This is a genomic window from Aureimonas psammosilenae (assembly GCF_009176975.1).
Classification (GTDB): Bacteria; Pseudomonadota; Alphaproteobacteria; order Rhizobiales; family Rhizobiaceae; genus Plantimonas; species Plantimonas psammosilenae.
The window spans coordinates 110,586-134,386 of record NZ_WEZG01000003.1; the positions used below are offsets into that span (position 1 = coordinate 110,586).

23 protein-coding genes, 1 tRNA gene and 1 other RNA gene are annotated in these 23,801 nt (G+C 64.2%); 6 read left to right on the forward strand and 19 right to left on the reverse strand.

The window, feature by feature from the left end; translation table 11 throughout:
• The first annotated feature begins 357 nt into the window (after positions 1-357).
• On the forward strand, positions 358-1,221 hold the full coding sequence (locus F9929_RS07245; RefSeq protein ID WP_193227646.1) for an NAD-dependent epimerase/dehydratase family protein: 864 nt from the start codon (positions 358-360) through the stop codon (positions 1,219-1,221).
• A gap of 288 nt (positions 1,222-1,509) precedes the next feature.
• Here F9929_RS07245 and F9929_RS07250 read toward each other — a convergent pair.
• The 12 genes from F9929_RS07250 to miaA form a co-directional block, all read right to left on the reverse strand.
• Positions 1,510-1,585: transfer RNA gene (locus F9929_RS07250), tRNA-Lys, on the reverse strand.
• Positions 1,586-1,720: 135 nt separating this feature from the next.
• Positions 1,721-2,164, reverse strand: coding sequence for a PilZ domain-containing protein (locus F9929_RS07255; RefSeq protein ID WP_152045894.1), 444 nt, complete (start codon positions 2,162-2,164; stop codon positions 1,721-1,723).
• Positions 2,165-2,279: 115 nt separating this feature from the next.
• Positions 2,280-3,299 carry a ketol-acid reductoisomerase gene (gene ilvC, locus F9929_RS07260; protein ID WP_152045895.1) on the reverse strand — a complete coding sequence of 340 codons (1,020 nt, stop codon included), beginning with the start codon at positions 3,297-3,299 and terminating at the stop codon, positions 2,280-2,282.
• A gap of 17 nt (positions 3,300-3,316) precedes the next feature.
• The gene (locus F9929_RS07265; RefSeq protein WP_407922213.1) at positions 3,317-3,907 is read right to left on the reverse strand and encodes a TetR/AcrR family transcriptional regulator; all 591 of its coding nucleotides are present in this window, start codon (positions 3,905-3,907) and stop codon (positions 3,317-3,319) included.
• Positions 3,908-4,121: 214 nt separating this feature from the next.
• Positions 4,122-5,249 carry an ATP-dependent DNA helicase gene (locus tag F9929_RS07270; protein ID WP_152045896.1) on the reverse strand — a complete coding sequence of 376 codons (1,128 nt, stop codon included), beginning with the start codon at positions 5,247-5,249 and terminating at the stop codon, positions 4,122-4,124.
• Between the two features lie 2 nt (positions 5,250-5,251).
• Positions 5,252-5,644, reverse strand: coding sequence for a type II toxin-antitoxin system VapC family toxin (locus F9929_RS07275; RefSeq protein WP_152045897.1), 393 nt, complete (start codon positions 5,642-5,644; stop codon positions 5,252-5,254).
• A gap of 2 nt (positions 5,645-5,646) precedes the next feature.
• Positions 5,647-5,889, reverse strand: a complete 243-nt coding sequence (locus tag F9929_RS07280) for a type II toxin-antitoxin system VapB family antitoxin (RefSeq protein WP_152045898.1) — start codon at positions 5,887-5,889, stop codon at positions 5,647-5,649.
• 68 nt (positions 5,890-5,957) lie between these two features.
• Positions 5,958-6,554, reverse strand: coding sequence for a LysE family translocator (locus F9929_RS07285; protein ID WP_152045899.1), 597 nt, complete (start codon positions 6,552-6,554; stop codon positions 5,958-5,960).
• A gap of 35 nt (positions 6,555-6,589) precedes the next feature.
• Entirely contained in the window at positions 6,590-7,162 is a 573-nt protein-coding gene (ilvN, locus tag F9929_RS07290; protein ID WP_152045900.1) for an acetolactate synthase small subunit, read from the reverse strand.
• Between the two features lie 125 nt (positions 7,163-7,287).
• A complete protein-coding gene (locus F9929_RS07295; RefSeq protein WP_235919127.1) occupies positions 7,288-9,045 on the reverse strand; it encodes an acetolactate synthase 3 large subunit in 1,758 nt (585 codons plus the stop codon).
• Between the two features lie 261 nt (positions 9,046-9,306).
• A complete protein-coding gene (locus tag F9929_RS07300; RefSeq protein WP_193227648.1) occupies positions 9,307-10,131 on the reverse strand; it encodes a DUF1206 domain-containing protein in 825 nt (274 codons plus the stop codon).
• Positions 10,132-10,185: 54 nt separating this feature from the next.
• Entirely contained in the window at positions 10,186-11,103 is a 918-nt protein-coding gene (gene miaA / locus F9929_RS07305) for a tRNA (adenosine(37)-N6)-dimethylallyltransferase MiaA (protein ID WP_152045903.1), read from the reverse strand.
• Positions 11,104-11,112: 9 nt separating this feature from the next.
• On the opposite strand from miaA, the gene serB reads away from it, so the two are divergent.
• The gene (gene serB, locus F9929_RS07310) at positions 11,113-11,997 is read left to right on the forward strand and encodes a phosphoserine phosphatase SerB (protein ID WP_152046183.1); all 885 of its coding nucleotides are present in this window, start codon (positions 11,113-11,115) and stop codon (positions 11,995-11,997) included.
• On the opposite strand, the gene F9929_RS07315 is transcribed toward serB, so the two are convergent.
• The 6 genes from F9929_RS07315 to F9929_RS07340 all read right to left on the reverse strand — a co-directional run bounded on the left by F9929_RS07315 (position 11,998) and on the right by F9929_RS07340 (position 18,109).
• Positions 11,998-12,681 (reverse strand): DUF2268 domain-containing putative Zn-dependent protease, encoded by a 684-nt coding sequence (locus F9929_RS07315; protein ID WP_152045904.1) that lies wholly within the window; start codon positions 12,679-12,681, stop codon positions 11,998-12,000.
• A 7-nt stretch (positions 12,682-12,688) separates the two neighbouring features.
• Positions 12,689-14,287: a Do family serine endopeptidase gene (locus tag F9929_RS07320; RefSeq protein ID WP_152045905.1), complete on the reverse strand. Its 1,599-nt coding sequence runs from the start codon at positions 14,285-14,287 to the stop codon at positions 12,689-12,691.
• 164 nt (positions 14,288-14,451) lie between these two features.
• Positions 14,452-15,435: a protease modulator HflC gene (hflC, locus tag F9929_RS07325; RefSeq protein WP_152045906.1), complete on the reverse strand. Its 984-nt coding sequence runs from the start codon at positions 15,433-15,435 to the stop codon at positions 14,452-14,454.
• A complete protein-coding gene (gene hflK / locus F9929_RS07330) occupies positions 15,432-16,628 on the reverse strand; it encodes an FtsH protease activity modulator HflK (RefSeq protein WP_152045907.1) in 1,197 nt (398 codons plus the stop codon). Before hflK ends, hflC begins: the two co-directional genes overlap by 4 nt.
• Positions 16,629-16,805: 177 nt before the next feature.
• Complete coding sequence (locus tag F9929_RS07335) at positions 16,806-17,318, reverse strand: dihydrofolate reductase (protein WP_152045908.1); 513 nt, start codon at positions 17,316-17,318, stop codon at positions 16,806-16,808.
• Entirely contained in the window at positions 17,315-18,109 is a 795-nt protein-coding gene (locus F9929_RS07340) for a thymidylate synthase (RefSeq protein WP_152045909.1), read from the reverse strand. Before F9929_RS07340 ends, F9929_RS07335 begins: the two co-directional genes overlap by 4 nt.
• Positions 18,110-18,296: 187 nt before the next feature.
• Between F9929_RS07340 and ssrA the strand changes: the two genes are divergently transcribed.
• The 4 genes from ssrA to F9929_RS07360 all read left to right on the forward strand — a co-directional run bounded on the left by ssrA (position 18,297) and on the right by F9929_RS07360 (position 19,748).
• Positions 18,297-18,655, forward strand: a transfer-messenger RNA (tmRNA) gene (gene ssrA, locus F9929_RS07345).
• Between the two features lie 60 nt (positions 18,656-18,715).
• Positions 18,716-19,294, forward strand: coding sequence for an SspB family protein (locus F9929_RS07350; protein WP_152045910.1), 579 nt, complete (start codon positions 18,716-18,718; stop codon positions 19,292-19,294).
• Positions 19,295-19,299: 5 nt separating this feature from the next.
• Entirely contained in the window at positions 19,300-19,527 is a 228-nt protein-coding gene (locus F9929_RS07355) for a DUF4169 family protein (RefSeq protein WP_152045911.1), read from the forward strand.
• On the forward strand, positions 19,524-19,748 hold the full coding sequence (locus tag F9929_RS07360; RefSeq protein ID WP_152045912.1) for a ribbon-helix-helix domain-containing protein: 225 nt from the start codon (positions 19,524-19,526) through the stop codon (positions 19,746-19,748). Before F9929_RS07355 ends, F9929_RS07360 begins: the two co-directional genes overlap by 4 nt.
• 10 nt (positions 19,749-19,758) lie before the next feature.
• Here the strand turns inward: F9929_RS07360 and F9929_RS07365 are convergent, their stop codons facing one another.
• Positions 19,759-23,607: an AsmA family protein gene (locus F9929_RS07365; RefSeq protein ID WP_328595983.1), complete on the reverse strand. Its 3,849-nt coding sequence runs from the start codon at positions 23,605-23,607 to the stop codon at positions 19,759-19,761.
• Positions 23,608-23,801: the final 194 nt, after the last annotated feature.

Consider the following 23,801-nt stretch of genomic DNA (forward strand, 5'->3'; position numbering starts at 1 on the left):
AAGCGCGAACCTGCCATTCGCCGACGGTCGAGTGCCGCAAGGACACCGTCCGCTTCGCACCCGCTTGAGTTGCGAAATTCGGATTCCGTCCGGTCCGACAGGATGGAACGATTGAGCCGGTCGGCGTGGCGGCGATACTGCACAATCGAGAATGGAGCACTTCTCCACGAGCCGCCCGTCGCTTCCATCGCAGCTCAATGACCGCGTCTTCGAAGCCGCAGTTGTCGGGCATCTCGCTCCGAACCAGTGCACTCGGCGCTTGAGCGAACGAGCAAGCCACCCTTCCCTTTCACCCTCCGCGCGTCACCTCCACGCCGAACGCTGACGCGGGGAGAAAGGCGAGCGATGAGGGTTCTGGTGATCGGCGGCACGCGCTTCATCGGCGCGCATGTCGTCAGAAGGCTTCACGATGCCGGTCATGCGGTCGTTGTCTTCCATCGAGGGGCCAGCAGCAATCCTGTACTGCCCGAGATCGAGCACGTGCTCGATCCACGTGCGGAATATCCGATCACCGCCTTCCCGAGTGAGCTGCAACGGGATTTCGATGTGGTCGTGCATATGGTGGCGATGGGCGAAGCCGATACGAGGGCAGCGGTCGACGCTTTCGAAGGACGCACGGGCCGCCTCGTTCTGATTTCGAGCTGCGACGTTTATCGCGCCTACGGACGACTGACCCAGATGGAAGTCGCGCCACCGGACGCTCTACCCTTGTCTGAGACCGCCCCGCTGCGCTCCGCCCTTTATGCATACCGCCATAGGGAAGAGCAGCTCGGCGCTTTCGCCCGCGACTACGACAAGGTGCTGGCCGAAGCGGTTATGCGCAACGCGGACGGTGTCGATTGGACGATCCTCCGTCTACCGAAAGTCTATGGTCCCGAGGACAACGCGGATCTGGCGACGATCTATGGTTTTTCGGCAGTGCCCGAATGGCGCTGGACGCACGGACATGTCGGCAATGTCGCGACCGCGATCGTGCTCGCCGCGACCTCAGCGAAAGCCGCCAATGAAGTCTTCAACGTCGGCGAGGGCCATACCCCGACGATGGGCGAGAGGCTCGCCAAACTGCCACCCCGCCCGGCTTCGAAAGCTGAGCCCCCACCGTTCAATTTTTCCCAATCGCTCGTGTTGGAAACCAGCCGGATACGGGAAAAGTTGGGATATGCGGAGGAGATCGAAGAGGAAGCGGCGATGCTGGCTCTGACGCGCAGTCTGAGCCTGTGACGGGCCGAGTCGCTGCATGACACGACTCTACGCCCCAAACCCGCACACTCATCTTCCCTCGATCGAACTGGCCGGGCGATTAACTCGCGCCATTCGAAGAAGCCGGTCGAATCACTCAGCGGTCGTACACGATACGGTGGGAGCAACCCGGCGCCCTGCCCGAAGCCGACCGACGAAGACATGAGCGATACGGCGACGTTATCCAAGCAGACAGACAAATCATGACGGGATAAACCCTCATGCAATCCGGTCTAAACTACTTGCTGTCGTTTTGGTTGTTGTGATTGTTGGTGGGTGCACTAGGGATCGAACCTAGGACAAGCTGATTAAGAGTCAGCTGCTCTACCAACTGAGCTATGCACCCGTTCCGAAGGCTTTCGGCTGTCCGCCGCGCCGTTTGGATGGCCGGTGTATAGAGGGTGCTGGATGGCCTGTCCAGCCCCTTCCTTCGGTCTTTGCGGTTTTCCGTGACGGCCTGTCGAAAATCTCGGTCGCGGTCTCAGAACCAGCGAAAGTTGCGCATCAAAGCAGTTGGCAGCGTCTCGTGATGGATCTTCGAAATAGTCGCGTAAGACGGCGCGGCCGCCGGATGGGCGCTGGTCTCGGCGCTCGGCGGGAGGTTCAGGTCCTCCTCCGGCTCCACATAGTCGAGGAAGCGGATGCCGGCCAAAGCGCCCCGACGATACACGAGGCGGGCGGGACGCAAGGTCCGGTCGTCGCCGATCCTCAAACCGAACTCCTTCGGCAGATGGGCGGCGTCGTCCAGTGTCAGGAGCGCACCGGTCGCCGATATGTTTCGGACGATGCAGTCGAAGGTGGAGAAGTTGTTGTTGAACACCACCTGCCCACGCTTCAGCACCTTGGTGCGAGGCGCGATCCGGCGCTCCGCATCATCGACGGCGTCCGCAAACGGTTTGGGTTGTTCGTGGATCAGGGCACTCAACGACGTAAGCTCATGTCAACTTTGACGAGCCGAGTATCAGGTCGAGCGCCTAATGAATCGTTATCGGATCATCGGCCGGCCCCGCGAATGCAGAGCCGGCACGACATGAAAATGATCAGTTACGCGACTTGTCGACCAGAGCGTTCGACTTGATCCACGGCATCATGCCGCGGAGTTTCGCGCCGACTTCCTCGATCTGGTGGCCGTCGTTGACGCGGCGGATGCCCTTGAAGCGGGCGGCGCCGGAACGATACTCCTGCATCCAGTCGGACGTGAACTTGCCGGTCTGGATGTCCTTGAGGACGCGCTTCATCTCGGCCTTGGTTTCTTCCGTGATGATGCGCGGACCCGACACGTATTCACCCCATTCGGCGGTGTTCGAGATCGAGTAGTTCATGTTGGCGATGCCGCCTTCGTAGATCAGGTCCACGATGAGCTTCACCTCGTGCAGGCACTCGAAATAGGCCATCTCAGGGGCGTAGCCGGCCTCGACGAGGGTTTCGAAGCCCGCGCGGATCAGCTCGACCAGACCGCCGCAAAGCACGACCTGCTCGCCGAACAGATCGGTCTCGCATTCTTCCTTGAAGTTGGTCTCGATGATGCCCGAACGCCCGCCGCCGACGCCGCACGCGTAGGACAAGGCGAGTTCCAGCGCGTTGCCGGAAGCGTTGTGATGGACGGCCACGAGGCAGGGCACGCCGCCGCCTTTCTGGTATTCGCCGCGCACGGTGTGGCCCGGGCCCTTCGGCGCGATCATCACGACGTCGAGCGTCGATTTGGGCTCGATCAGGCCGAAATGGACGTTGAGGCCGTGCGCGAAGGCAATGGCCGCACCGTCGCGGATGTTGGGGGCGATCTCGTTCTTGTAGATGTCGGCCTGAAGCTCGTCGGGCGTCGCCATCATCAGAAGATCGGACTGCTTGGCGGCTTCGGCGACGCTCAGCACCTGGAAGCCATCGGCCTCGGCCTTCTTCACCGTCGGCGAACCTTCGCGAAGCGCGATCACGACGTTGGTGGCGCCCGAATCCTTCAGGTTCAGCGCATGGGCGCGGCCCTGGCTGCCATAACCGACGACGGCGACCTTCTTGGACTTGACGAGGTTCAGATCGGCGTCCCGATCGTAATAAACGCGCATGTTCGTTTCCTTCCGTTTCAGGTTTGGTGGGGGCCGGAAGACGCTGAGCCGTCCGGCCGGTAGAGTTGCAGGAACCGCGTCGCCGCACTGGCGGCGGCTTTGGCGATCTGGGACGGCGGCATCGGCGCGCTGTCGCCGAGAAGCAGCCGGATCTGGACGTCGCGCACGACAAGGCCGAAGAACGTGCCGAAGGCCTCCTCTTCCGCGTCGTAGGCGATGAGGCCCGCCGCGCGACCGGCCAGAAGAACCGGCGCGAGACGGCGTCGCATGGCGAGGGGTCCGTTTTCGAGAACGATGTGGCCGAGCGCCTTCCCGGCCTCGCCGGCACCGCCGATCGCCAGACGATTCAAGGCCACCGACGTGCTTCCCGTCAGCGTGGCAAGCCAGTCCTGGGCGAAGCCCTCGAGGCTCGCCCGGAACGATTCGCGGTCGAAGCCTTCAGTCGGAATCGCGACGGCCCGCACCTTGGCGGCCTGCCACTGCACGGTCGCCGTCAAAAGACCGTCCCGCCCGCCGAACCACTTGTAGAGCGTTTCCTTGGAGCAGCTTGCCCGGTCGGCCACGGCCGACATGGTGAGTTGCGCTTTGGGATCGACCAGCAAAGACAAGGCAGCGTCGAGAACCTCGCGTTGGCGAAGGGTCGGAAGCTTATCGTCTTGTTGAAGGTCTGGCAGATCCACGACGCCCGTACCGTACGTTACGGTACAGCCCTCTAATGAGGTCTGCGACGGAGATCAACTCCCTTCCGTGTCCGACCGGTTTTTTGTTCGAGAAACGGCTCTCGCTCTCCCGAGAGCGCTCGCTGCTCTCGGGCGGCATGTTCTATCGAACGATGGTCAGGGTTTCGGCGGCCCGGGTGATTGCGGTGTAGAGCCAGCGCTCGCGCGTTTCCTTGAAGGCCCAGCTTTCGTCGAACAGCATTACGTCGTTCCACTGCGACCCCTGGGCCTTGTGGACGGTCAGTGCATAGCCGTAGTCGAAATCGTCGAAGCGCTTCTTCAGCGACCACGGCACTTCGGCATCGGGGTCCTCGAAGCTCTGCTTCAGGAGTTTGATCTTGGCCGCCCCCTGATCGACATCGTCCTCGTCCGGCCGCACGATGAGATTGACGCCGGGCTTCGATGTTTCAGGCGAAGCCGTCATCACCTTCCATAACGAGCCGTTCAAAAGCGATTTCGTTGGGTCGTTCCTTAAGCAGACGAGCTTGTCGCCTGCGCGCGGCAAGACGCCATCGAAGCCCTTCAACTCGCGCAGTCGCGAATTATAGCGCCGCCTCGTGCGATTGGTGCCGACCAAGACCTGATCGGCCCTCAGAACGGCATCGCGATCGACATCCCGCTTGGCGATCACCCGCGCCGCGCCGAAGTCGCCATAGTCGAGGTCTCCCCCTTCCCTCACCTTCTGCGCCAGCGCCACGATCGGATTGTCGCGGGCCTGACGATGAATGTCAGTAAGAAGGAAATCCGGCTCGGCTTCCGTGAAGAAGCCGCCGCCCGATACGGGGGGAAGCTGGCCGGGATCGCCAAGTACCAGGATCGGCGTCCCGAAGGACAGAAGATCGCGCCCGAGCTGCTCGTCGACCATGGAGCATTCGTCGACCACCACCAGCTTGGCCTTGGCGATCGGACTTTGCCGATTGAGCGAGAAGGTCGGCGAAACGCGCGACGTTCCCTTCTCCTCGTCCTCCACCGTTTCCTCGCCGCGAGGTCGGTAGATCAAGGAATGCAGGGTGCGCGCGCTCTTGGCGCCCTTGGAGCGCAGCACTTGCGCCGCCTTGCCGGTGAATGCCGCGAACTGGACTGCGCCATCGACATGGCTCGCGAAATGCTTGGCCAGCGTCGTCTTGCCCGTGCCGGCATAGCCGAACAGCCGAAAGATCGGCTGCGCATCCGATTGCAGCCAATCGCCCACGGCCTTCAGGGCGTCGTCCTGTTGGGAGGAGAATTTCATGCTCAGGCCAGATCCGTCTTGGCGAAGTCGTCGCCTTTGTAGAGGAGGCCGGCGGCTGCCTGTTTGGCCATCGCATAGGAGAAGCAGTCGCCCATGTTCAGGCGCGCAGGGTGGCCCGCAACCTTGCCGTAGCGCGAGGACGCTTCCACCGCCAGCGCACCGATATCGGCCGAAACGGGCTGAACGGCGATATCCGCGGCTGAGAGAAAGTCACGCACGATTCGGCAGGCATGATGCAGATCGAACTTCATCGTCCGCGCTACCGCGTGGCTCGCTTCATAGATGGCGATAGCGGACGTCACCGGTGCAGCGGCTTCTCCCACTTTCCGGAGAAAGTCCTCACGTTCGGGTTCGCGAACTAGAATTGCCACAAGGGCTGATGCATCGATGAACACGATCAGTCCTCGTCGTCGTAGAGACTATCATAAAACGCCTTGTCCGCCACCAGACCGGTGCGGGGAACCGCGTCCAGTTCGTCGAGCAGAGGCTTCAGGCGTTCGCGCAAAGGTATCTTGCGCTGTTCGCGCAGGAGTTCGTTTTCCACCGCCTCGCGCACGGCTTCGGTCAGGCCGACGCCCTTCCGGTTGGCCAGTTCTCGAACGAGCTTATCCGTCCGGTCATCCCGTATGTGAAGAGCCATCGCCCGCTCCCGTGTAGATAGCCGGTGCTAGCATCTACACAAACGGAACACAATGAGAACACTCTAGCTCAGACGAGAAGCGGCCAGAGGGACGCGACGAGAAGCAGGCCCATCACGATATTGAAGATGCGAAGCCGTTTCGGGTCCGAAAGGTAGGTGCGCAACCCGACGCCGAAGACGGTCCAGATAGCGGCGGACGGGATGCCGACGACGAGAAACGCCATCGTCACGATCAACACCGAGAGATAAGGGTCACCATCGTTGATGTAGTTGCCCATGGCGACAAGCGCCATCGCCCAGGCCTTCGGGTTGACGGCCTGAAACATCGCCGCCTGCCCGAAGGTGATGGGTCGCGCGGAGGCTTCGCCATTGGGTTTCGCGGCCTTGGCGAAGGCGATCTTCCAGGCGAGCCAAAGCAAATACAGCGCACTGACGACCTTCATCGCGAGCGACAGGCCGGGGACGGTGTGGATCAGCGTGCCGAGCCCCGCCCCCACCGCCACCAGAAGAAGCCCGAAGCCGAGTTCGATCCCCAGGATATGCGGCACCGTTCGGCGAAAACCGAAATTCACGCCGGATGTCATGAGCATCATGTTGTTCGGCCCCGGCGTGACCGAGGACACGAAGGCGAACAGCATCAACGCCGTCAAAAGGTCGAAAGGCATCGCAGCGGCTTCGGCACGAGAAAAGGGGTTGAGGACTACATCGCCTCGGCACCGCGCGTCAGCGCCGCGACGCCGGTTCGGCAAACCTCCACGAGACCGAGCGGCTTCATCAGCGAGATGAACTTGTCGATCTTCGACGGCCGGCCGGTGATCTCGAAAACGAAATGGTCGACGGAGGAATCCACCACCTTGGCGCGGAACACGTCCGCGAGACGCAAGCCTTCGACGCGCCGGTCGCCGCTGCCCGCCACCTTCACGATGGCGAGTTCCCGCTCGATGGGCCCCGTCTCGCCATCCTCGCCCGCCTTGCGCGTCAGATCCACGACGCGGTGAACGGGCACGATCCGGTCGAGCTGGCTCTTGATCTGCGTGATGGTGTGGCTCGTGCCGCGCGTCACGATAGTGATCCGCGACAGATGCTTCTCGTGCTCCGTTTCAGAAACGGTGAGGCTTTCGATGTTGTAGCCCCGCCCCGAGAACAGGCCGATCACGCGTGCGAGGACGCCCGGCTCGTTGTCCACGATCAGCGCCAGGGTCCGCGCCTCCGCAGCCTCCCTTTCGGGTTCGATGAAGTAGGCGGAGGCTGGCGGCTGGACGGGTCGGTTCATGGGTGTGGACTCGGGGCAATGGCGTTGACGAAGCATGGTGTTCGATCTCGGGTCGGCCGGCGAAGCCGCGACGGCCCGAGAGGCGGAAGCCGGTCCGAGACGACCGACTCCCTTTTTATCAGTGCTTAAACCAGTTCGCGGCCCTTGGCGTCGATGGCGTTGGCGACCGCCTCGTCCGTCGCCTCGTCGGGCAGCATCATCTCGTTATGCGCCTTGCCCGAAGGAATCATCGGGAAGCAGTTCGCGAGATTGGCGACGCAGCAATCGAAGATCACCGGCCGGTCGACCGCGATCATCTCCTCGATCGCACCGTCGAGATCGCCCGGCTTCTCGCAGCGCAAGCCGACGCCCCCGAAGGCTTCGGCCATCTTCACGAAGTCCGGCAGGGCTTCCGAATAGGAATGCGACAACCGGTTGCCGTGCAGGAGCTGCTGCCACTGGCGCACCATGCCCATGTACTGGTTGTTCAGGATGAAGATCTTGATCGGCGCGCCGTACTGCACCGCCGCCGACATCTCCTGCATCGTCATCTGCACGGAAGCATCGCCCGCGATGTCGATGACCAGCGCGTCCGGATGCGCGATCTGCACGCCGAGCGCCGCCGGCAGGCCGTAGCCCATGGTGCCGAGACCGCCCGACGTCATCCAGCGATTGGGCTCCTCGAAGCCGTAGAACTGGGCAGCCCACATCTGATGCTGGCCGACTTCCGTCGTGATGAAGGTCTTGCGGTTCTTCGTCAGTTCATAGAGCCGCTGGACCGCGAATTGCGGCATGATGACCTTCTCGTCCTGCCGGTAGGCGAGGCAGTTGCGCGCGCGCCAGCTATCGATGCTCGTCCACCAGTCCTTTAGCGCAGCCTGATCGGCCTGCCGCTTCTCTTCCTTCCAGACCTTGACGATATCGGCGAGGACATGCGCGACATCGCCGATGATCGGCAGTTCGACGTGGACGTTCTTGTTGATGGAGGACGGATCGATATCGATGTGGATCTTGCGCGATCCCGGCGAGAAGGCGTCGAGCCGCCCCGTGATGCGGTCGTCGAAACGCGCGCCGATGCACAGCATGACGTCGCAGCCATGCATGGCGAGATTCGCCTGATAGGTGCCGTGCATGCCGAGCATGCCGAGCCAGGCCGAACCGGACGCCGGATAAGCGCCGAGGCCCATCAAGGTCGAGGTCACCGGAAAGCCCGTCAGTTCGGCGAGTTCGCGCAGGAGGCGCGTGGCCTCCGGCCCGGAATTGATGACGCCGCCGCCCGAGTAGATGACCGGACGCTTGGCGCCGGCCAGCATCTCGACTGCCGCGCGAATGCGCTCGATCTCCGCCGAAATCTTCGGCCGATAGCTTTCATGGACGGTGCGCGGCGGGGGCGGCGTGTAGGTGCCGGTCGCGAACTGGATGTCTTTGGGAACGTCGACAACGACCGGACCCGGCCGGCCCGAGGTCGCGACATAGAAGGCCTCATGGAGGACGCGCGCCAGATCGTTAACGTCCTTCACCAGCCAATTGTGCTTGGTGCAGGGCCGCGTGATGCCGACCGTGTCGCATTCCTGGAACGCGTCGGAACCAATGAGCGTCGTTGGAACCTGCCCGGAAATACAGACGAGCGGGATGGAATCCATCAGCGCGTCCTGCAAGGGCGTGACGGCGTTGGTGGCGCCGGGGCCGGAGGTCACGAGCATGACGCCCGGCTTGCCGGTGGAGCGCGCATAGCCTTCCGCCGCGTGGCCGGCGCCCTGCTCGTGCCGAACGAGGATGTGCTTCACGTCCTCCTGCTGGAACAGGGCGTCGTAGATCGGAAGAACGGCGCCGCCGGGGTAGCCGAACAAATGCTCGACACCGTGGTCTTTCATTGCCTGGACGACCATCTGGGCGCCCGTCATCCTTTGTTCTGCGGCAGTCATCGTCTCGTTCCGCTTCCTTTTTGCCGTTCGACCGTCTGCGGCGGTCTTCACGTCGGCTGGTCTTGGTTTTTGAACTTCAGGCAACAAAAAAGGCCCTCTGAGGGGCCTTGGTTTCAGCGCACACGTGGCATCAGCCGGACGGTCCCTAGACCGCCTCGCGTGTGCGCCTTCCTACGAGAATAAGGTTCTTCTTCATTCGACCGACGCTAAACCACTCCGGCGCGAGCGTCAACCGATCCGTCAACGCCGCGTCGCCATATCGAGGTCGATGCGGCGGTAACGCGCTTCCACGAAGGCATAGGCACCGAAGGCCATCAACCCGAAGCCCGTGACGGCCAGAGCCAGCCAACCCCATCGCCAAGCCGACATCGCGTCAAGCGCCGCTTCCAGACCCGGTGCCTCGCCAGCCTGATAGGACGCGGCTCCCGTGAAAACCAGCCAGGCGAGGATCAGGAAGGTCACGCCCCGCGCCACGAGACCGAACTGGCAGACCGGCTTCAACCACCGTTCCTTGTCGGCGGGCATGCGCAGATACTTCATGAAGCCGGCGGTCGCGCCCTTCACGATATGCGCGACGCCCACCCCGATCAGAACGGCAGCGATGAGATAGGTGAGCGCAAGACCGAAGCCGGCCTCATAGGCATAGGCGACGACGGTTCGGCGCGTATCGCCGTTCCCGCCCGAGAAATGCAGGCCGGCCGCGAGAAAACCGGCGAAAACGGCAAGAGCGCCATAGGAGCCAGCGCTGCCGAGAAGCCCGGCGCGAACCACCAATCCCTTGGCGTCGGTGCCGTGCCCATCCGGGTCCTTCAAGGCCTGGAACACGCGCCATGCGGCGAAGGCGAACAGCGCCAGAACGAGAACCGCCAGCAGAAGCGCACCGCCGGCCGAGCCGAAGACGAAGGTGATCGCGTCCTTCGAACTCATGGTCTGGCCGGTGGAGTAAGCGGCCTTGGCGGCGAAATAGCCGATCACCACGAAAACGGTGCCGCGCGCGACATATCCCGCCCTCGCCGCCTTTTCGATCCGGTGTTCGTGTTCCCGAACGAAATCGCTTGCCGACATGCCGTGCATCTCCTTCGGCTCACGAAATCGCGAGCGGCGGGAACGGGTTCCGCTTCAACTGGCCCGGAACGGAAAACCGTCATGCGAAGGTTCGAGCCATGACGCATCGAGTTGATGGCGGAACCACGTGTCCTGCCGCTTCGCATATTGCCGGCTGCGCGTCACGGCCCGCTCGATAGCCTGATCCAAAGCGATATGCCCATCGAGATGCTCGACGAGTTCGGATAGACCGATGGCCTTCGCCGCCGTTCCACCGGCAACGAACTCGCCGGACCGGAACCGCGCCGCCTCGGCAAGCGCGCCCGCCATCATCATGGCATCGAAACGACGGGCGATGCGCTCACGCAAGACATCGCGCGGCGGACGAAGAACGATCTTCAGCGCCTCCTCCGCGTGGATCAAAGGCGTGCCTCGTCCGGTCTGGATTGCATCAAGCGGCAGGCCCGTCGCCGCGTTGAGTTCCAGGGCCCGGACGATTCGCTGCGGATCGGTCGGCCGGATGCGGGCTGCGGCGGCGGGATCGATCTGCGCCAGTTCGCCGTGGAGGCGCTCCGGCCCCTCTTCCGCCATGCGTCGTCGCAGCGCGTCGCGGATTTCCGCCGGAACCTCCGGCATGGCGTCGATGCCGCCGAGAAGCGCCCGGAAATAAAGCCCCGTTCCGCCGACGATCACGGCGGGACGTTTTTGCGCGCTGAGCGATGCCAGAACGGGCTCCACGTCGCGCATCCAGGCGCCGACGCTGTAATCCACGGCCGGGTCGACATGGCCATAAAGAAGATGCGGCAGCGCCATTCGATCGGCCCCCGTCGGCTGCGCGCCGAGGATTTCCAGCCCGCGATAGACCTGCATCGAGTCGGCGTTGATCACGACGCCGCCGAGTTCTCCGGCGATCTCGAGCGCGAGGGCCGACTTGCCGCTGGCGGTCGGCCCCGCTATCAGCACCACCGATATCTCAGCCTTGTTCCGGATCATTCCATGGCCATGCAGGTCGCGACGCTGATCTCCGCCCGCACCGAGAAGCGCGTTTCGCAGGACCTTGCCGAACGGGCCGCCGGTCTTCTCGCAAGCCCGCCCCCGGTCTGGCTGGAAGCCGATGTCGCCTGCGATCTTTTCTTCGAAACGTCGAGCGGTTCGGAGGCGATGTCTGCGGCCCTGCGCGAGCTTCTGGCGGGACAGAAGGTGGATTGCGTGGTGCAGGAAGCCGCCACCCGGCGCAAGCGCATTCTGATCGCCGACATGGATTCCACCATGATCGAGCAGGAATGCATCGACGAACTGGCGGATGTGGTGGGTATCAAGCACGCCGTCGCGACGATCACCGCCCGCGCGATGAACGGCGAGATCGCCTTCGAGCCCGCGCTTCGCGAGCGCGTCGCCCTCTTGAAAGACTTGCCCGAAGCAGTGATCGGCCGCGTCATCGAAGAGCGCGTCACCCTCGCAAAGGGCGGACGGACCTTAGTGCAGACGATGCGGGAGAACGGCGCCGTGACCGCTCTCGTTTCGGGTGGCTTCACCGCCTTCACCTCGGCCGTTGCCGCGATGCTCGGCTTCGGCGAAACCCGCGCCAACACGCTACTCGTGGAAGAGGGTCGCCTAGCCGGCCTCGTCGCCGAGCCGATCCTCGGCAAGGAGGCCAAAGTGCAGGCGCTTCGCGAGATCGCCGAAGCCAACGGCCTGACCCCGCAGGATGCCCTCGCCGTCGGCGACGGGGCCAACGATCTCGGCATGATTGATCTTGCCGGCACCGGCGTCGCGATTCACGCCAAACCGGCTGTCGCATCGGCCGCGCCCCACCGGATCGACCACGGCGACCTCACCGCTTTGCTCTTCCTCCAAGGCTACAAGGCGGAGGAGTTCGCTGAGTGATCAATTAGCGGCATCGAGGTTTGAGCGCATCTCCTGCCAAGCATCGCGGAGAATGACGTCGGCGTTCACGCTCGCCAAGGCGCCGGCAGTTTCCGTCGGATGTCGCGCGAGATAGGCCGAAACCAATTCCCAGCCGATGGCATATCCAGCCCAGCGTGGGAGACTGCCACGGCCGAAGAACCAAGCGGGATGGTCGTAGTCGACGCGCTCCAGCTCCTGCTTGGCTTGGTCAACCACGTCTAGTCCAAGACCGGCGGCATTCGACCACATCGGCTGTTTGCAACCGGTGACCTCGGTCGCGAAGTGATCCGCCAATCCTTCCGAAACAATGGCTTCCCCAAGCGTTGCGCCATAACCGGTCGAGGCATGGCGTAGGGGATGGTGAAGTTCGTGGGCGAGCGTGGAGCCGAAGTCTCCGTTTCGCATACTCGCCGCGAAATTCTCGCTTGCCGGAGCGACGGCGATGGTCACCAGATGGGCTTCGTAGCATGACCCGCCGAGGCCGAGCTCGGGGATGATGCCCCACTTCGATTGCTTGATCAGAACATCGACGCTGTGCGTCCGGTCGACGGCCGCGACAAGCGCGTCGATTCGACCGGCTACAGCCTTTGCTTCCACTTGCATCTGCGTCCGCCACTGCCCCAGGGAGCCGGCAGCTTCGAGGAAATGCAGGCGGATATCCATCGATCCCTTACCCGATCGGCACGACGACGATGCGCAGTTCGCCAGTTGTCGCAGCGACCAGGAACAAAGCCGTCTTCCGGCCGTCGGACTTCAGCTTCGCGATCTTGTCCACGACGTCCTTGGCGGTCTTGACGTCTTCCTGAGCGACCTGCTTGAGAACCGCGCCCGGTTCGATGCCCTTTTCGGCGGCGCTGGATTTGGGCGCGACCTCCGTCACGACGACGCCAGTCAACCCTTCGGTCAGCTTGAACTGCTTGCGAAGCTCGTCGCTCATGTCGGCGAGCTTCATGCCGAGCGCTTCCGAACCCGCGGCCGGCTGCTGCGCACCGTCGGCTGCAGGCTTTGCGCCATCCTCGTTCTCGCTCATCAGCTTTTCGCCGTCCTCCAGGCGGCCGAGGGTGATCTTCACCACGGTCTCCTTGACCGGCTCGTTCGTCGCTGCCTTGCGCAGGAGCTTCACGTCCACCGCCTTGCCGACAGGGGTTTCGGCCACGATGCGCGGCAGGTCGCGCGACGAGACGACCGGCTTGCCATCGAAGGCGGTGATGACGTCGCCGACCTTCAAAAGCCCGTTGTCGGACGGGCCGCCGGGAACGATGCCCATCACCAGAGCGCCCTTTACGTCGCCGAGACCGAGGCCTGCGCCGATCTCGTCGGTGAGTTCGTCCAAGCGGATACCGAGCCAGCCGCGCCGCGTTTCGCCGAACTCGCGCAACTGCGAAACGACGTTCGACGCGAGAGCCGAAGGGATGGAGAAGCCGAGGCCGATGGAACCACCGGTCGGCGAAAGGATCGCGGTGTTGATGCCGACGACATCGCCGTTCATGTCAAAGAGCGGGCCGCCGGAATTGCCTTTGTTGATCGCCGCATCCGTCTGGATGAAGTTGTCGTAAGGGCCGGCATTGATGTTGCGGCCGCGCGCCGACACGATGCCGATCGACACCGAGCCGCCGAGGCCGAAGGGATTGCCGATCGCCATCACCCAATCGCCGATGCGCAGCTTTTCCGAATCGCCGAACTTCACGGCCTTCAGCGGCGTCTTCGGCTCGACCTTCAGAACGGCGAGATCGGTCTTGGTGTCGACGCCCAACAGCTTGGCATCGAGCTTGGAGCCGTCGGCGAAATTGACGGTGATCTCGTCCGCGTCCTGAATCACGTGATTGTTCGTCACGATGACGCCCGCCGGGTCCAGCACGAAACCGGAGCCGAGCGACTCGACCTTGCGCGATTCCCCGCCTTCGTCGTTCTTGAGAAGGTCGTTGAAGAAGTCCTGCAGCGGCGAGCCTTCGGGTGCCTTCAACGGCGGCGCTGTTTCCTCGTCCGACGCGCCCTCCACCTTCTGTGCGGTGGAGATATTGACGACCGAATCGAGGAGGCCTTCCGCGAGATCGGAAACGGATTCCGGTCCCTTGTGGCGCGGCAGCGGGGAGGCAGGCACGCCCGGCGCGGCCGGGTCGATCGTCTCCGCCGCCGGTTTCTGCGGCGCGACTGGCTGGTTGCCGGGCGGCGGCTGGATCACCCCTTGCGAGACGGCCGGCAAGGCTTGACCGGCACCCATCAGAACGGCGAGCGCGACAGCCGCGTTTCTCGAAAGACGTCCGACCATCGCTTCATCCCCGTTCTTGAATGCGAGCCACCCGAGACGGCTGGGCGGCATATGCCAGGAGGCAATCCGAAATGACGGCGACAATCAAGCGCGGCGCCGTCGCATGAGTTCAAACGAAACCGGGCGCGCCATTCTCGACGGCGCGCCCGGCATCTAAGTTCGCGTTACGGCGCAGGCGCCGGCGGCGGTGCCGCCCCGGTCGCCGGAGGCGCCGGGGGCGTATTCTGCCCGCTTCCCGCAGCCGAAGGAGGCGAGTCGAAGCGGCCCGTCTGCCCATCGGTATCGAGATAATCAAAGAACTCGTTGCTGTTCGGCGAGATCATCATGGTCGTGCCGGTGCCGAGCGAGGTCCGATAAGCCTCCATGCGTCGGAAGAAGTCGAAGAAGCCCGGGTCTTTGCCATAGGCTTCCGCGAGAATGCGGTTGCGCTCGGCTTGGCCCTGACCTTCCAAGGCGGCGGCATCGCGCTGCGCCTGCGCCGTCAGCGTCACCGCTTCGCGGTCGGCAGCGGCGCGGGTTTCGCGCGCCTTCACCTGACCATCGGCCCGCAGGCGCTCGGCTTCCGCCAAACGCTCGGCCGACATACGGGCATAGGTCCGCTCCGACACTTCCGGCGTCAGGTCCGTACGGCTGATCCGCACGTCCTCGAGGGAAACGCCGAGATTGGCGGCTTCCGGGCGCACCTTGTCGCGCACTTCCACCATCATCTCGGCACGCGCGCTGGAAAGCGCGGCGTCGAAGGTCCGCTGGCCGTAGGTTTCGCGGATGGCGGAGTTGAAACGCGTCAGGAGCCGCTGTTCGGCGACGTCGAGCTGGCCGCCCGCCACCGCCTGCCGGAACTTCCGGGCATCGGTGATGCGGTAGACCATGAAGGCGTCGACCTCGTAGAACGCGCCGCCCGAGACCTGCACGCGCAGGTCGGTCAGGTCGGAGCGCAGGAGTCGGGTCGGCAGCTTCTGGACGTTGTCGGAATTGGCGAAGGTGAAGGGCAGCTTGGCGTAAAGCCCCGGTTCTTCGATCACCCGCTGGATCTGCCCGAAGCGCAGAACCACGGCTTGTTCGCCCTGGCGAACCACGAAAAGCGAATTCCAAACCAGGAAGAGCACGAGAACGGCGAAAACGAGCACGCCGTAGAAGCGATTCGTCATCGGGCGTTCTCCGGGCTCTGGAACAGGGGCCTCGGGGCACCGGCCTCGACGCGCGAAGCGCCGGTGGACTGCAAGGGTGGCGCCCCGCTGATGTTGGGGCTCGCTTGGTCCGGCTGCGGACGCGGCAACTGGTTCAGCGGCAGGTAGGGCACCACGCCGCCATTGGCGGCATTGCCGTCGACGATCACCTTATTGGCCTTCTGCAACGTGCTTTCGATGGTTTCCAGCCAAAGGCGACGGCGGGTGATGTCGGGCGCATTGACGTATTCGGCGAGGATCGAGCCGAAACGCTCCGACTCACCCTGCGCTTCCTGAACGACGCGGTCCTTGTAGGCAGCGGCGTCTTCGCGCACCTGCACCGCGTTGCCTCGCGCTTCGCCGAGCGTCTTGTTGCGGTAGATGTTCGCCTCGTCCACGAAGCGATCCTGGTCCTGCGCGGCGCGCTGCACCTCGTCGAACGCGCTCGCCACCTGCTGCGGGGGCGCCGTGTCCTCGATGGAGACCGCATTGATTCGAAGGCCGGCGCCGTATCGATCCAGCGAATCCTGCATGATCTGGCGCACCTGATCGGCGATCGAAGCGCGGGCGTCGCGGAACAGATCGTCCACCGGGTTGCGGCCGACCACTTCGCGCATCGCGCTCTGCGCCGTCTGCCGAAGCAGCCCCTGCGGATCGGCGACGTTGAAGATAAAGGATTGCGGGTCGGTGATCTGGTAGAGAACGAAGAACTGGACGTTCACGAGGTTCTGGTCGCCGGACAGCATCATGCCGGCCTGCTCGTTCGCTTCCCCGCCGACGCGAAGCTGGTTCTCCGTCGCCGGCACGGTCTCGAAGGTTTCCAGCGGCCATGCGGTAAAGGCGAGGCCCGGCTCGATCAGTTCGGCGCGCGGTTTGCCGAGAAACACTTTCACGCCGTAGTAGCCGCTCTCCACCATGTGGATGGCGTTCAGCCCCCAAACGACGGCCAGAACCGACAGTGCGGCGGCGCCGAGCGCCAAACCGCCGCCGGAGCCCGATCCGCCGGGCATGGCGCGCTTCAACCGGTCCTGTCCGCGGCGGAGGATATCCTCGAGATCAGGCGAGTTGTTGTTCCCCGGTCGGGGAGACTGGGGACCCTGCCCCCAAGGGCCACCGCCATTGCCGCCGCTCCCGCCGCGCCAACCGCCGCCCCCCGTCTGATTACTCCAGGGCATCTAGATCCTTTCGCCTCACATCGAGAACCTGGGAGGTCCCGCCCCCATGTGCTCGCTACGCTCTATCTGGCACTTATAGGAAGCCGCTCGCGCGCTTTCAACGAAGGCGGACGTTTTGCCCGGAGCGCCTGACGCTATGGTGATCGCGCCGTTGAGAAATCGCGGCGCCCCCGTCAATCAACGAAGTCGGTCCCACACGGTGAAACGCGTGTCGACGCTGTCCTTCTCGCCGGCCGGCACGCGCTCTTCCGAAACGAGTTGCCACCGGGCGGGATCGATCGTCGGAAAGGTCGCATCCCCTTCCGGCTCGGCTTCCACGAAGGTCGCGTAAAGCCGGTCGAGGCGCTCGAAGAACAAGCGATAGATCTCCCCGCCCCCCGCGACCACGATCTCGTCGGCGCCGCGATCCTCGGCGAGCCGCTGCGCCGTCGCCAGCGCTTCATCCACCGTCGCCACCAGATGTGCGCCGGCGAAGGTCGTGGTTCCGGCCGAGCTCAGCACCACCGTATCGCGACCGTCCAGAACCTTGCCGATCGATTCGAGCGTCTTGCGGCCCATGATCATCGGCTTGTTCATGGTCAGCCGGCGATAGCGTTTAAGGTCGGTCGCAAGCTTCCACGGCATCGCGCCGTCACGGCCGATCACCCCGTTCCTGGCCACGGCCACCACCGCGACGAGCGCCGGCCTCATACCGCCACCTTGGCCGCGATATGGCCGTGCGCTTCGTAGCCTTCGATGGCGATATCCTCGAAGCGGAAGTCGAAGATGTCGCGGATGGCGGGGTTCAGCTTCAAGCGCGGCAGACCCAAGGGGTCGCGTGTCAGTTGAAGACGGGCCTGCTCGAAATGGTTGGAATAAAGATGCGCGTCGCCGAGCGTGTGGATGAACTCACCCGGCTCCAGCCCGGTCGCCTGCGCCATCATCGCGGTCAGGAGCGCGTAGGAGGCGATGTTGAAGGGCACGCCGAGGAAGATGTCGCCGGAGCGCTGGTAGAGCTGGCATGACAACCGCCCATCGGCGACATAGAACTGGAACAGGCAGTGGCAGGGCGGCAGCGCCATCTCGTCCACGAGTGCAGGGTTCCAGGCCGAAACGATCAGGCGGCGGGAATTGGGATTGCGGCGGATATCGTCCTGCACCTTGGCGATCTGGTCGAGATGGCCGCCGTTGTAATCCGGCCAGGATCGCCATTGGGCACCGTAGACCGGGCCGAGATCACCGTTCTCGTCGGCCCATTCGTCCCAGATGCGAACGCCGTTCGCCTTCAGATAAGCGATGTTGGTATCGCCGCGAAGAAACCACAGGAGTTCGTGAACGACCGAGCGCAGATGAATGCGCTTCGTCGTGACGAGCGGGAAGCCTTCCGAAAGATCGAAGCGCAGCTGCCGGCCGAAGACGGATCGCGTACCGGTGCCGGTGCGGTCGCCCTTTTCGGTACCGTTGGAAAGCACGTCGTCTAACAGGTCGAGATATTGCCGCATCGTTCGTCGGCCTCGCGAAATAAACCTGCCGCCATGGATCTTTCGGCAGGAGTTGAAGGATCGAGTTCACCGATCCGGCACCGGATGTCCAGAAAGCAGTGGCGTCGTCCACCGCTTTCGGCGCCGAAAAGCGCAAGGCACGCCGAAACTGGCGCAGGGCTGCCTATCGCGCGCTTTTACGAATTTGCGTCTTCCGCCCGCCGAACGAAGCCCCTATATTGCGCATGCCGGCCGCAAGGTCGGCTATGGTGATAAACGGTCGATGAAATAAACCATTCGGACCCGGGGGCGGTACCCGGCGCCTCCACCCGAAGGCCTTGGCGGCAAGACCTTGGGGCGGGGGCGAAATAGGATCGACGAGGGTGTAAAGATCGAACTTTTGCTCGGCATGGTACCGCCGTTATCGGGCTAATTTTATAGTTGCCAACGACAACTATGCGGAAGCCCGTCTCGCCGCTTAATGCGGTGCGATAGCTTCAATTCAAGCCCTGTGGGTTCGCACTCATAGGCGGGGTCCGGAGGCACCTGGCAACAGAAGCCTCCACTTGCATTTCTGCCGTCCGGACGTTCAAAGGCGGTATTGACAGGACGGTGTTGGGCGTTGCGATGGGCCAGGATCTGATACGCTACGATATTCTGGCGCAGGAAGCGCTGCGCGGGGTCATCAGGAAGGTCCTTGGCGAGGTGGTGAAAACCGGCCTGCCGGGCGAGCACCACTTCTTCATCACCTTTCTGACGTCGGCTCCCGGCGTGCGCGTTTCGTCGCGCCTGCGCGAGAAATATCCGGAGCTGATGACCATCGTCATCCAGCATCAATATTGGGATCTCGCGGTGACGGACACGACCTTCGAGGTCGGCCTGTCCTTTTCCGACATTCCGGAGCGCCTTCTCGTGCCCTTCGCCGCGATCCGCGGTTTCTACGATCCGGCCGTGAACTTCGAGCTGGAATTCGACGTGCGCGAAACGGAAGCGGCGAACGCGCCGACCGAAACGGCATCCGTCGCCCCCCTCGCCTTGGCGCCGGTCGCTTCGGAAGACAAGCCGAAGCGCAGCGCGAACCCGGCCAAGCTTCCCGCCAAGGCGGAAGCCGAGAAGGCCGATGGCGAGACCGCGAAGCCGGCGGGCGAGGAAGGCAAGAAGGCCGCCGACGTCGTGTCGCTCGACGCCTTCCGCAAGAAGACCTGATCGGCATGGGCGAGGTGGTCAATCTCCGTCTCGCCCGCAAGCGCGCCGAGCGTGATCGCAAATCGGCGGAGGCCGACGCCAATCGCGCCGTCTTCGGCCGCTCCAAATCCGCCAAAGAAAGCGTGATCCGCGAGCAAGAGCGCGCCGCCGCCCATCTCGACGGCCATCGGCTCGTTTCCGCAGACGACAGTTCAAGTCAGCACAACGAGGCCGAACGCCCGTCCGACCGATGACGGTCAAGCGGTCCCTTTCCATCAAAGGTCATCGCACTTCGATCAGCGTGGAAGACGCCTTCTGGAAGGAATTCCAGATCATCGCGCAACGACAAGAACGGCCTATCGCAGCGCTGGTCGCCGAGATCGATTCCGGGCGTCCTGCCGAAACCAACCTGTCTTCCGCGATCCGCCTTTTCGTTCTCGACGACCTTTTGCGACGCCTCACGCCGCCTTCCTGAACCTTACCCGTTAGAAAGGCTGCGGCTGACGCACGCCGGGCAGATCGCTCGATCCGGTCGGCGGAAGCGGAGCCGGCGGCGGCGTGATGGCGTCCTCGAAATTCAACCGGCCCGGATCCGGTGTGGGTTCCGGTGCAGCCGCAGGCTCGGGCTGACGGGCAGCTTCGGCCCGCGCTCGCTCAAGCCTCCGCCGTTCCGCCTGCCTCGCCTCGGCGTCTTCTTCGAACGATCGGCGCTGACGCTCGGCCTCCAGAGCCTCGCGTCGTCGGCTGTCCTCGCTGCGAAGATCGACATCGGCGGCCTCGGTGCGAACCCGCTCGCGCCAGCGATAGAACCGCGCTTCGCGCCGCAGCCGCAGCTTTTCCTGAAGCGCGCCCTGGATGGCCTCGACCCGCGCTTGTTCCCGCTCCAGCGCGCGCACGGAGAGATAGTTGGCCAGCAGTTGAACATCGGTTGACAAATTCGGAGCCGCGATCGGGCCATCGAGCGTCGTCGTGATGGAGGGGGCCGCGCCTTCCACCGCTTCTTCGCCGGGATCGAGATCGAGCCGCAGCGACGCCGAAACACCGAAGCGCGAAAGGTCGACGGCCCCTTCGGCATTCAGAACCTCGCCGTCCCGTATCAGCCGAAGCGCGGGAAAGCGCGCCGTCCCTCCGACCACGGAGAAATCGGCGGACGCGGAGGAAACGGGATAGTTCGCCCCTTTCGTCAGATCGCGGACCAGGCGGCCGACATTGGCAAGCGTCGGATCGAAACCGCGAATATCGGCGCGTGCCAGGATTTCGGGAAGAAGCATCGGGCGCAGACCGGGAAAAGCACCGTTCTCCACCGTCACGCTGCCAGCACCCGTCATGGATGAAAGAAGGGTGGCGAAGGAATGGCCGGAGGCATCGAGACGCAGTTTCGCATCCAGAAGGCCGGACAGCGGCGGAGTATCAGACCCCTCCGGTGCGGGTTCGTCTTCCGTCGGCAGCGCGAAGCCTGACAGTGAGATGCCGCCGAGATCCATGCCTTGAAGATCGGCTTCGGCGGCAAAGGCACCGACCCCGTTCGCGTTGTCGAACGAGAAGGACGCGGTGCCGTAGCCGCCGCCGAATGAACCTCTGAGGTCCTTGACCGATAAGGCGTCGGGCGTCGCCTCGATATGCGCGGAGATCGCGCCGGCTTCCGCATTGCCGACGAGCATCAGGCGGTCCGCCGTCACGTCGAGCGCGACGGGCGTTTGCGGCAGAAGCGGGCGCGTGAAGTCCTGGCCGCTCCACCCGTCCGGGCGGGCCGCACCGACCGGCGTCTGCCCATAAACGAGGGAAACCAGCCACGGCAGGGACAGTTCGGACAGGAAGACCTCGCCAGCCACCGGCCCTTCCTTCGGCTTTTCGAGATCACCGGAAAAGCCCACCGCCCCGAGGCTTCCTTCGATCCCCCGCAGAAAGAAGTTCTCGCCATTGGCTTCGAACCGCCCGGCAAAAGTCGCGGGCAGGCTTGCCTGCCCATCGAGGCCAAAGGCGTTGCCGCTGGCGAGCAGCCAGGGGCCGAGGTCGTCGCTGCGGCCGGAAAGATCCAATGCGACTGAGCGAACGGTTTGCGCCGCAAGGTCCACCGTGCCCTTCGCCTCGAACTCCGAGCCGGGCGCGTTAAGGGCGAGCCGCGCCGTGACCGGTCCGGGCGCATCGGTGGAAAGCGACGCCGTTAACGTCAGCGGCGACGGCACCGCCAAAGGCAGAGCGTCCAGCCCCATCTGCCGTAGGAGCCCGGCCGGCTCGGAACTCGTCACCCGAAGATCGGCGGCGGCACGCCCGATCTCGCTCCCGCCATGCAGACCGTTGCCGAGGCTGAGGTTGAGGTTGGCGTCGGAGGCGGCGAGCGTGCCGGAAACATCCACCTTCAGCGTCGGATTGTCGCCGGCCGCGCCCGCTTCGGTATGAAGAACGCCCGACAGCGCGACGGGCGACAGTTCGGCCGCCCTCGCCCGCAGAACGTCGAGACCGATATTGGCCGGCAACCGCTGTGCGACGAGGTCGAGGAACGGAGCCACGTCGGCAGAGGACAGCGACAGGTCCACGCGGCCGATCGGGGCGCCGCCAAGACCCTCCAACGTGCCTTTGGCGGAAAGATCGGTGCCCGCCAGATCCTTCACGTCGGCGCGATCGAGTTTCAGCGCGGTTCCATCGAAGGAAACATCGGCATCGACGCGGCCTGCATTCGCGCCTTGAAACGTCACCGGACCTGCAGCGAGGCGCAGACGCCCGTTGGAGGCGTCGGCGAATGAGTCCGCCTCCCCGGTGAAGACGCGCGAAAAGGCGGAGAAACTGTCGAGATCGAGCCGTCCGCCTTCGAGATCGGCGGAAAGGAAGCGTGCTCCGGCCGCGCCGCTGCGTTCCAGCGATCCCCTCAAGCTGTCGCCGCCGAGGTCGAGTTCCAGTTCCCGGAATGATTGCCGTTCTTGCGAAAGTTCGACATCGGCGGAAAACCCCGCGCCGTTCAAGCTGCGGATCGCGGGATCGACGGAACCGGTCAACCATTCGGAAAAGCCGCTCGGCTGACGCGCCGCAAGAAGCAATCGGCCCCGAAAGGACGGCGGGGCCGCGATGTCGAGAAGCCCGGACGCCTCGATCCGCGTGCGCCCCGGCAGTTCGGCGCTGAGGGTGCGCACCGACCACCCGGCCGGCAGCGGAGAGGCTTCCACGGCTAGGTCGCGAATGGTGGTGTCGCCCGCCGCCACGACGGGCAGGGAAAGGCGGATGCGGCCGGCCATCGCGGGCCGAGGCACGTCAGCCAGGAGCGCGCGGGCCGCTTCCAGCCGCTCCGCGAACGTCACCTTGCGGTTCGGCGCGTTTCCCGTGGCGATGGCGTCGATGTCGAGCTGCTCGCCGGCGAGATCCAGGCGGAAATCGGGTGCGGGCCCGCCGGCAAGCCGGGCGGAGCCAGTCAGCACGTAAGGCTTCTCGCCGGCACCGACCGAAACGCGCAAGGCATCCACGGATACGCTGCCTGGCGCGGCCTTGGCGTTGCCGGTCAACACGAAGACCGGCACGTCCGGGTGAACGCGCGGGAGCCTTGCCGCTTCGCCAATTCCAGCCGCTTCGGGCGGGCGTCGCACGGAGGCGGCGCGCAAAGCGCCCTCGAAGGTAGGCATCCCGTCGTCGAGTTTGACGAGGCCATCGACCGTCGTCGCGATATCGAGCGCGCGATCGTCGAGCGTCAGCTTGACCGGCAGACCCTTGGCGACGTCCGGCGTGCCGGAGGAGATTTGGAAATCGAGCGGCCGGCCCCGCGCCAGAAGGCTGCCGGCACCCGACACAGGACCGAGCAGCGAGCGGGCGGAGAAGTTGCCGTTGAGCGCGCCGAGGATCAGCCGCCCGTCCGAGCGCTTGTCCTCCACGACCACCTCGCCGTCCGTCACGGCGACATCTTCCAGAACAATCTCGGCAGCCGTCGGCAGGGTTCCGGGTCGCGGAAGGTTCTCCAGCCGGCCGTCCGCGCCGATCGAAAGCTGCAGCTTCGGCCGCTCCAGGCGCATGGAGAAAATGCGGATTTCGCCAGAAAGGTAGGGCGCGAGTTCGGCATCCATCCGAAAGCGCGCCACCGTCATCGGCGGCCGGGCGCCTCCGCCGATCTGGACATCGGTGAAGGTGACGCTCGGAAACGGCAGGATCTGCGCTTCGGCCGAGCCGCGCACGGTCACGGGTTGGCCGAGAATGCGGCTCGCTTCCCGCTCGAAATCGGCGCGATACGCGCCCCAGTCGATGAAATGTGGCGCGACCAGAACGGCGAGCAGCGCGAGAACCACGAGTCCGCCGATCGCGACGAAAGCCCTGACCAGCTTCGATTCTCCCTTGCCCCAACCGCACCTGCAGATAGCAGGAGATTAAACGGAAAGTCGGAACTTTTGTCGGGCAAAGTCCATCAAATACAAAGGAAGAGATGGCTTGGGCGATGTTCTGGCGCCTCCAGCCCCGAAGGTAGGACTGCTTCGAGGAAGCGCGAACGCCTCGATTCCCGCATGGGTGTCAAGGATAGATCGCGATTTCCATGCGGATCGGCTTCCGGTAG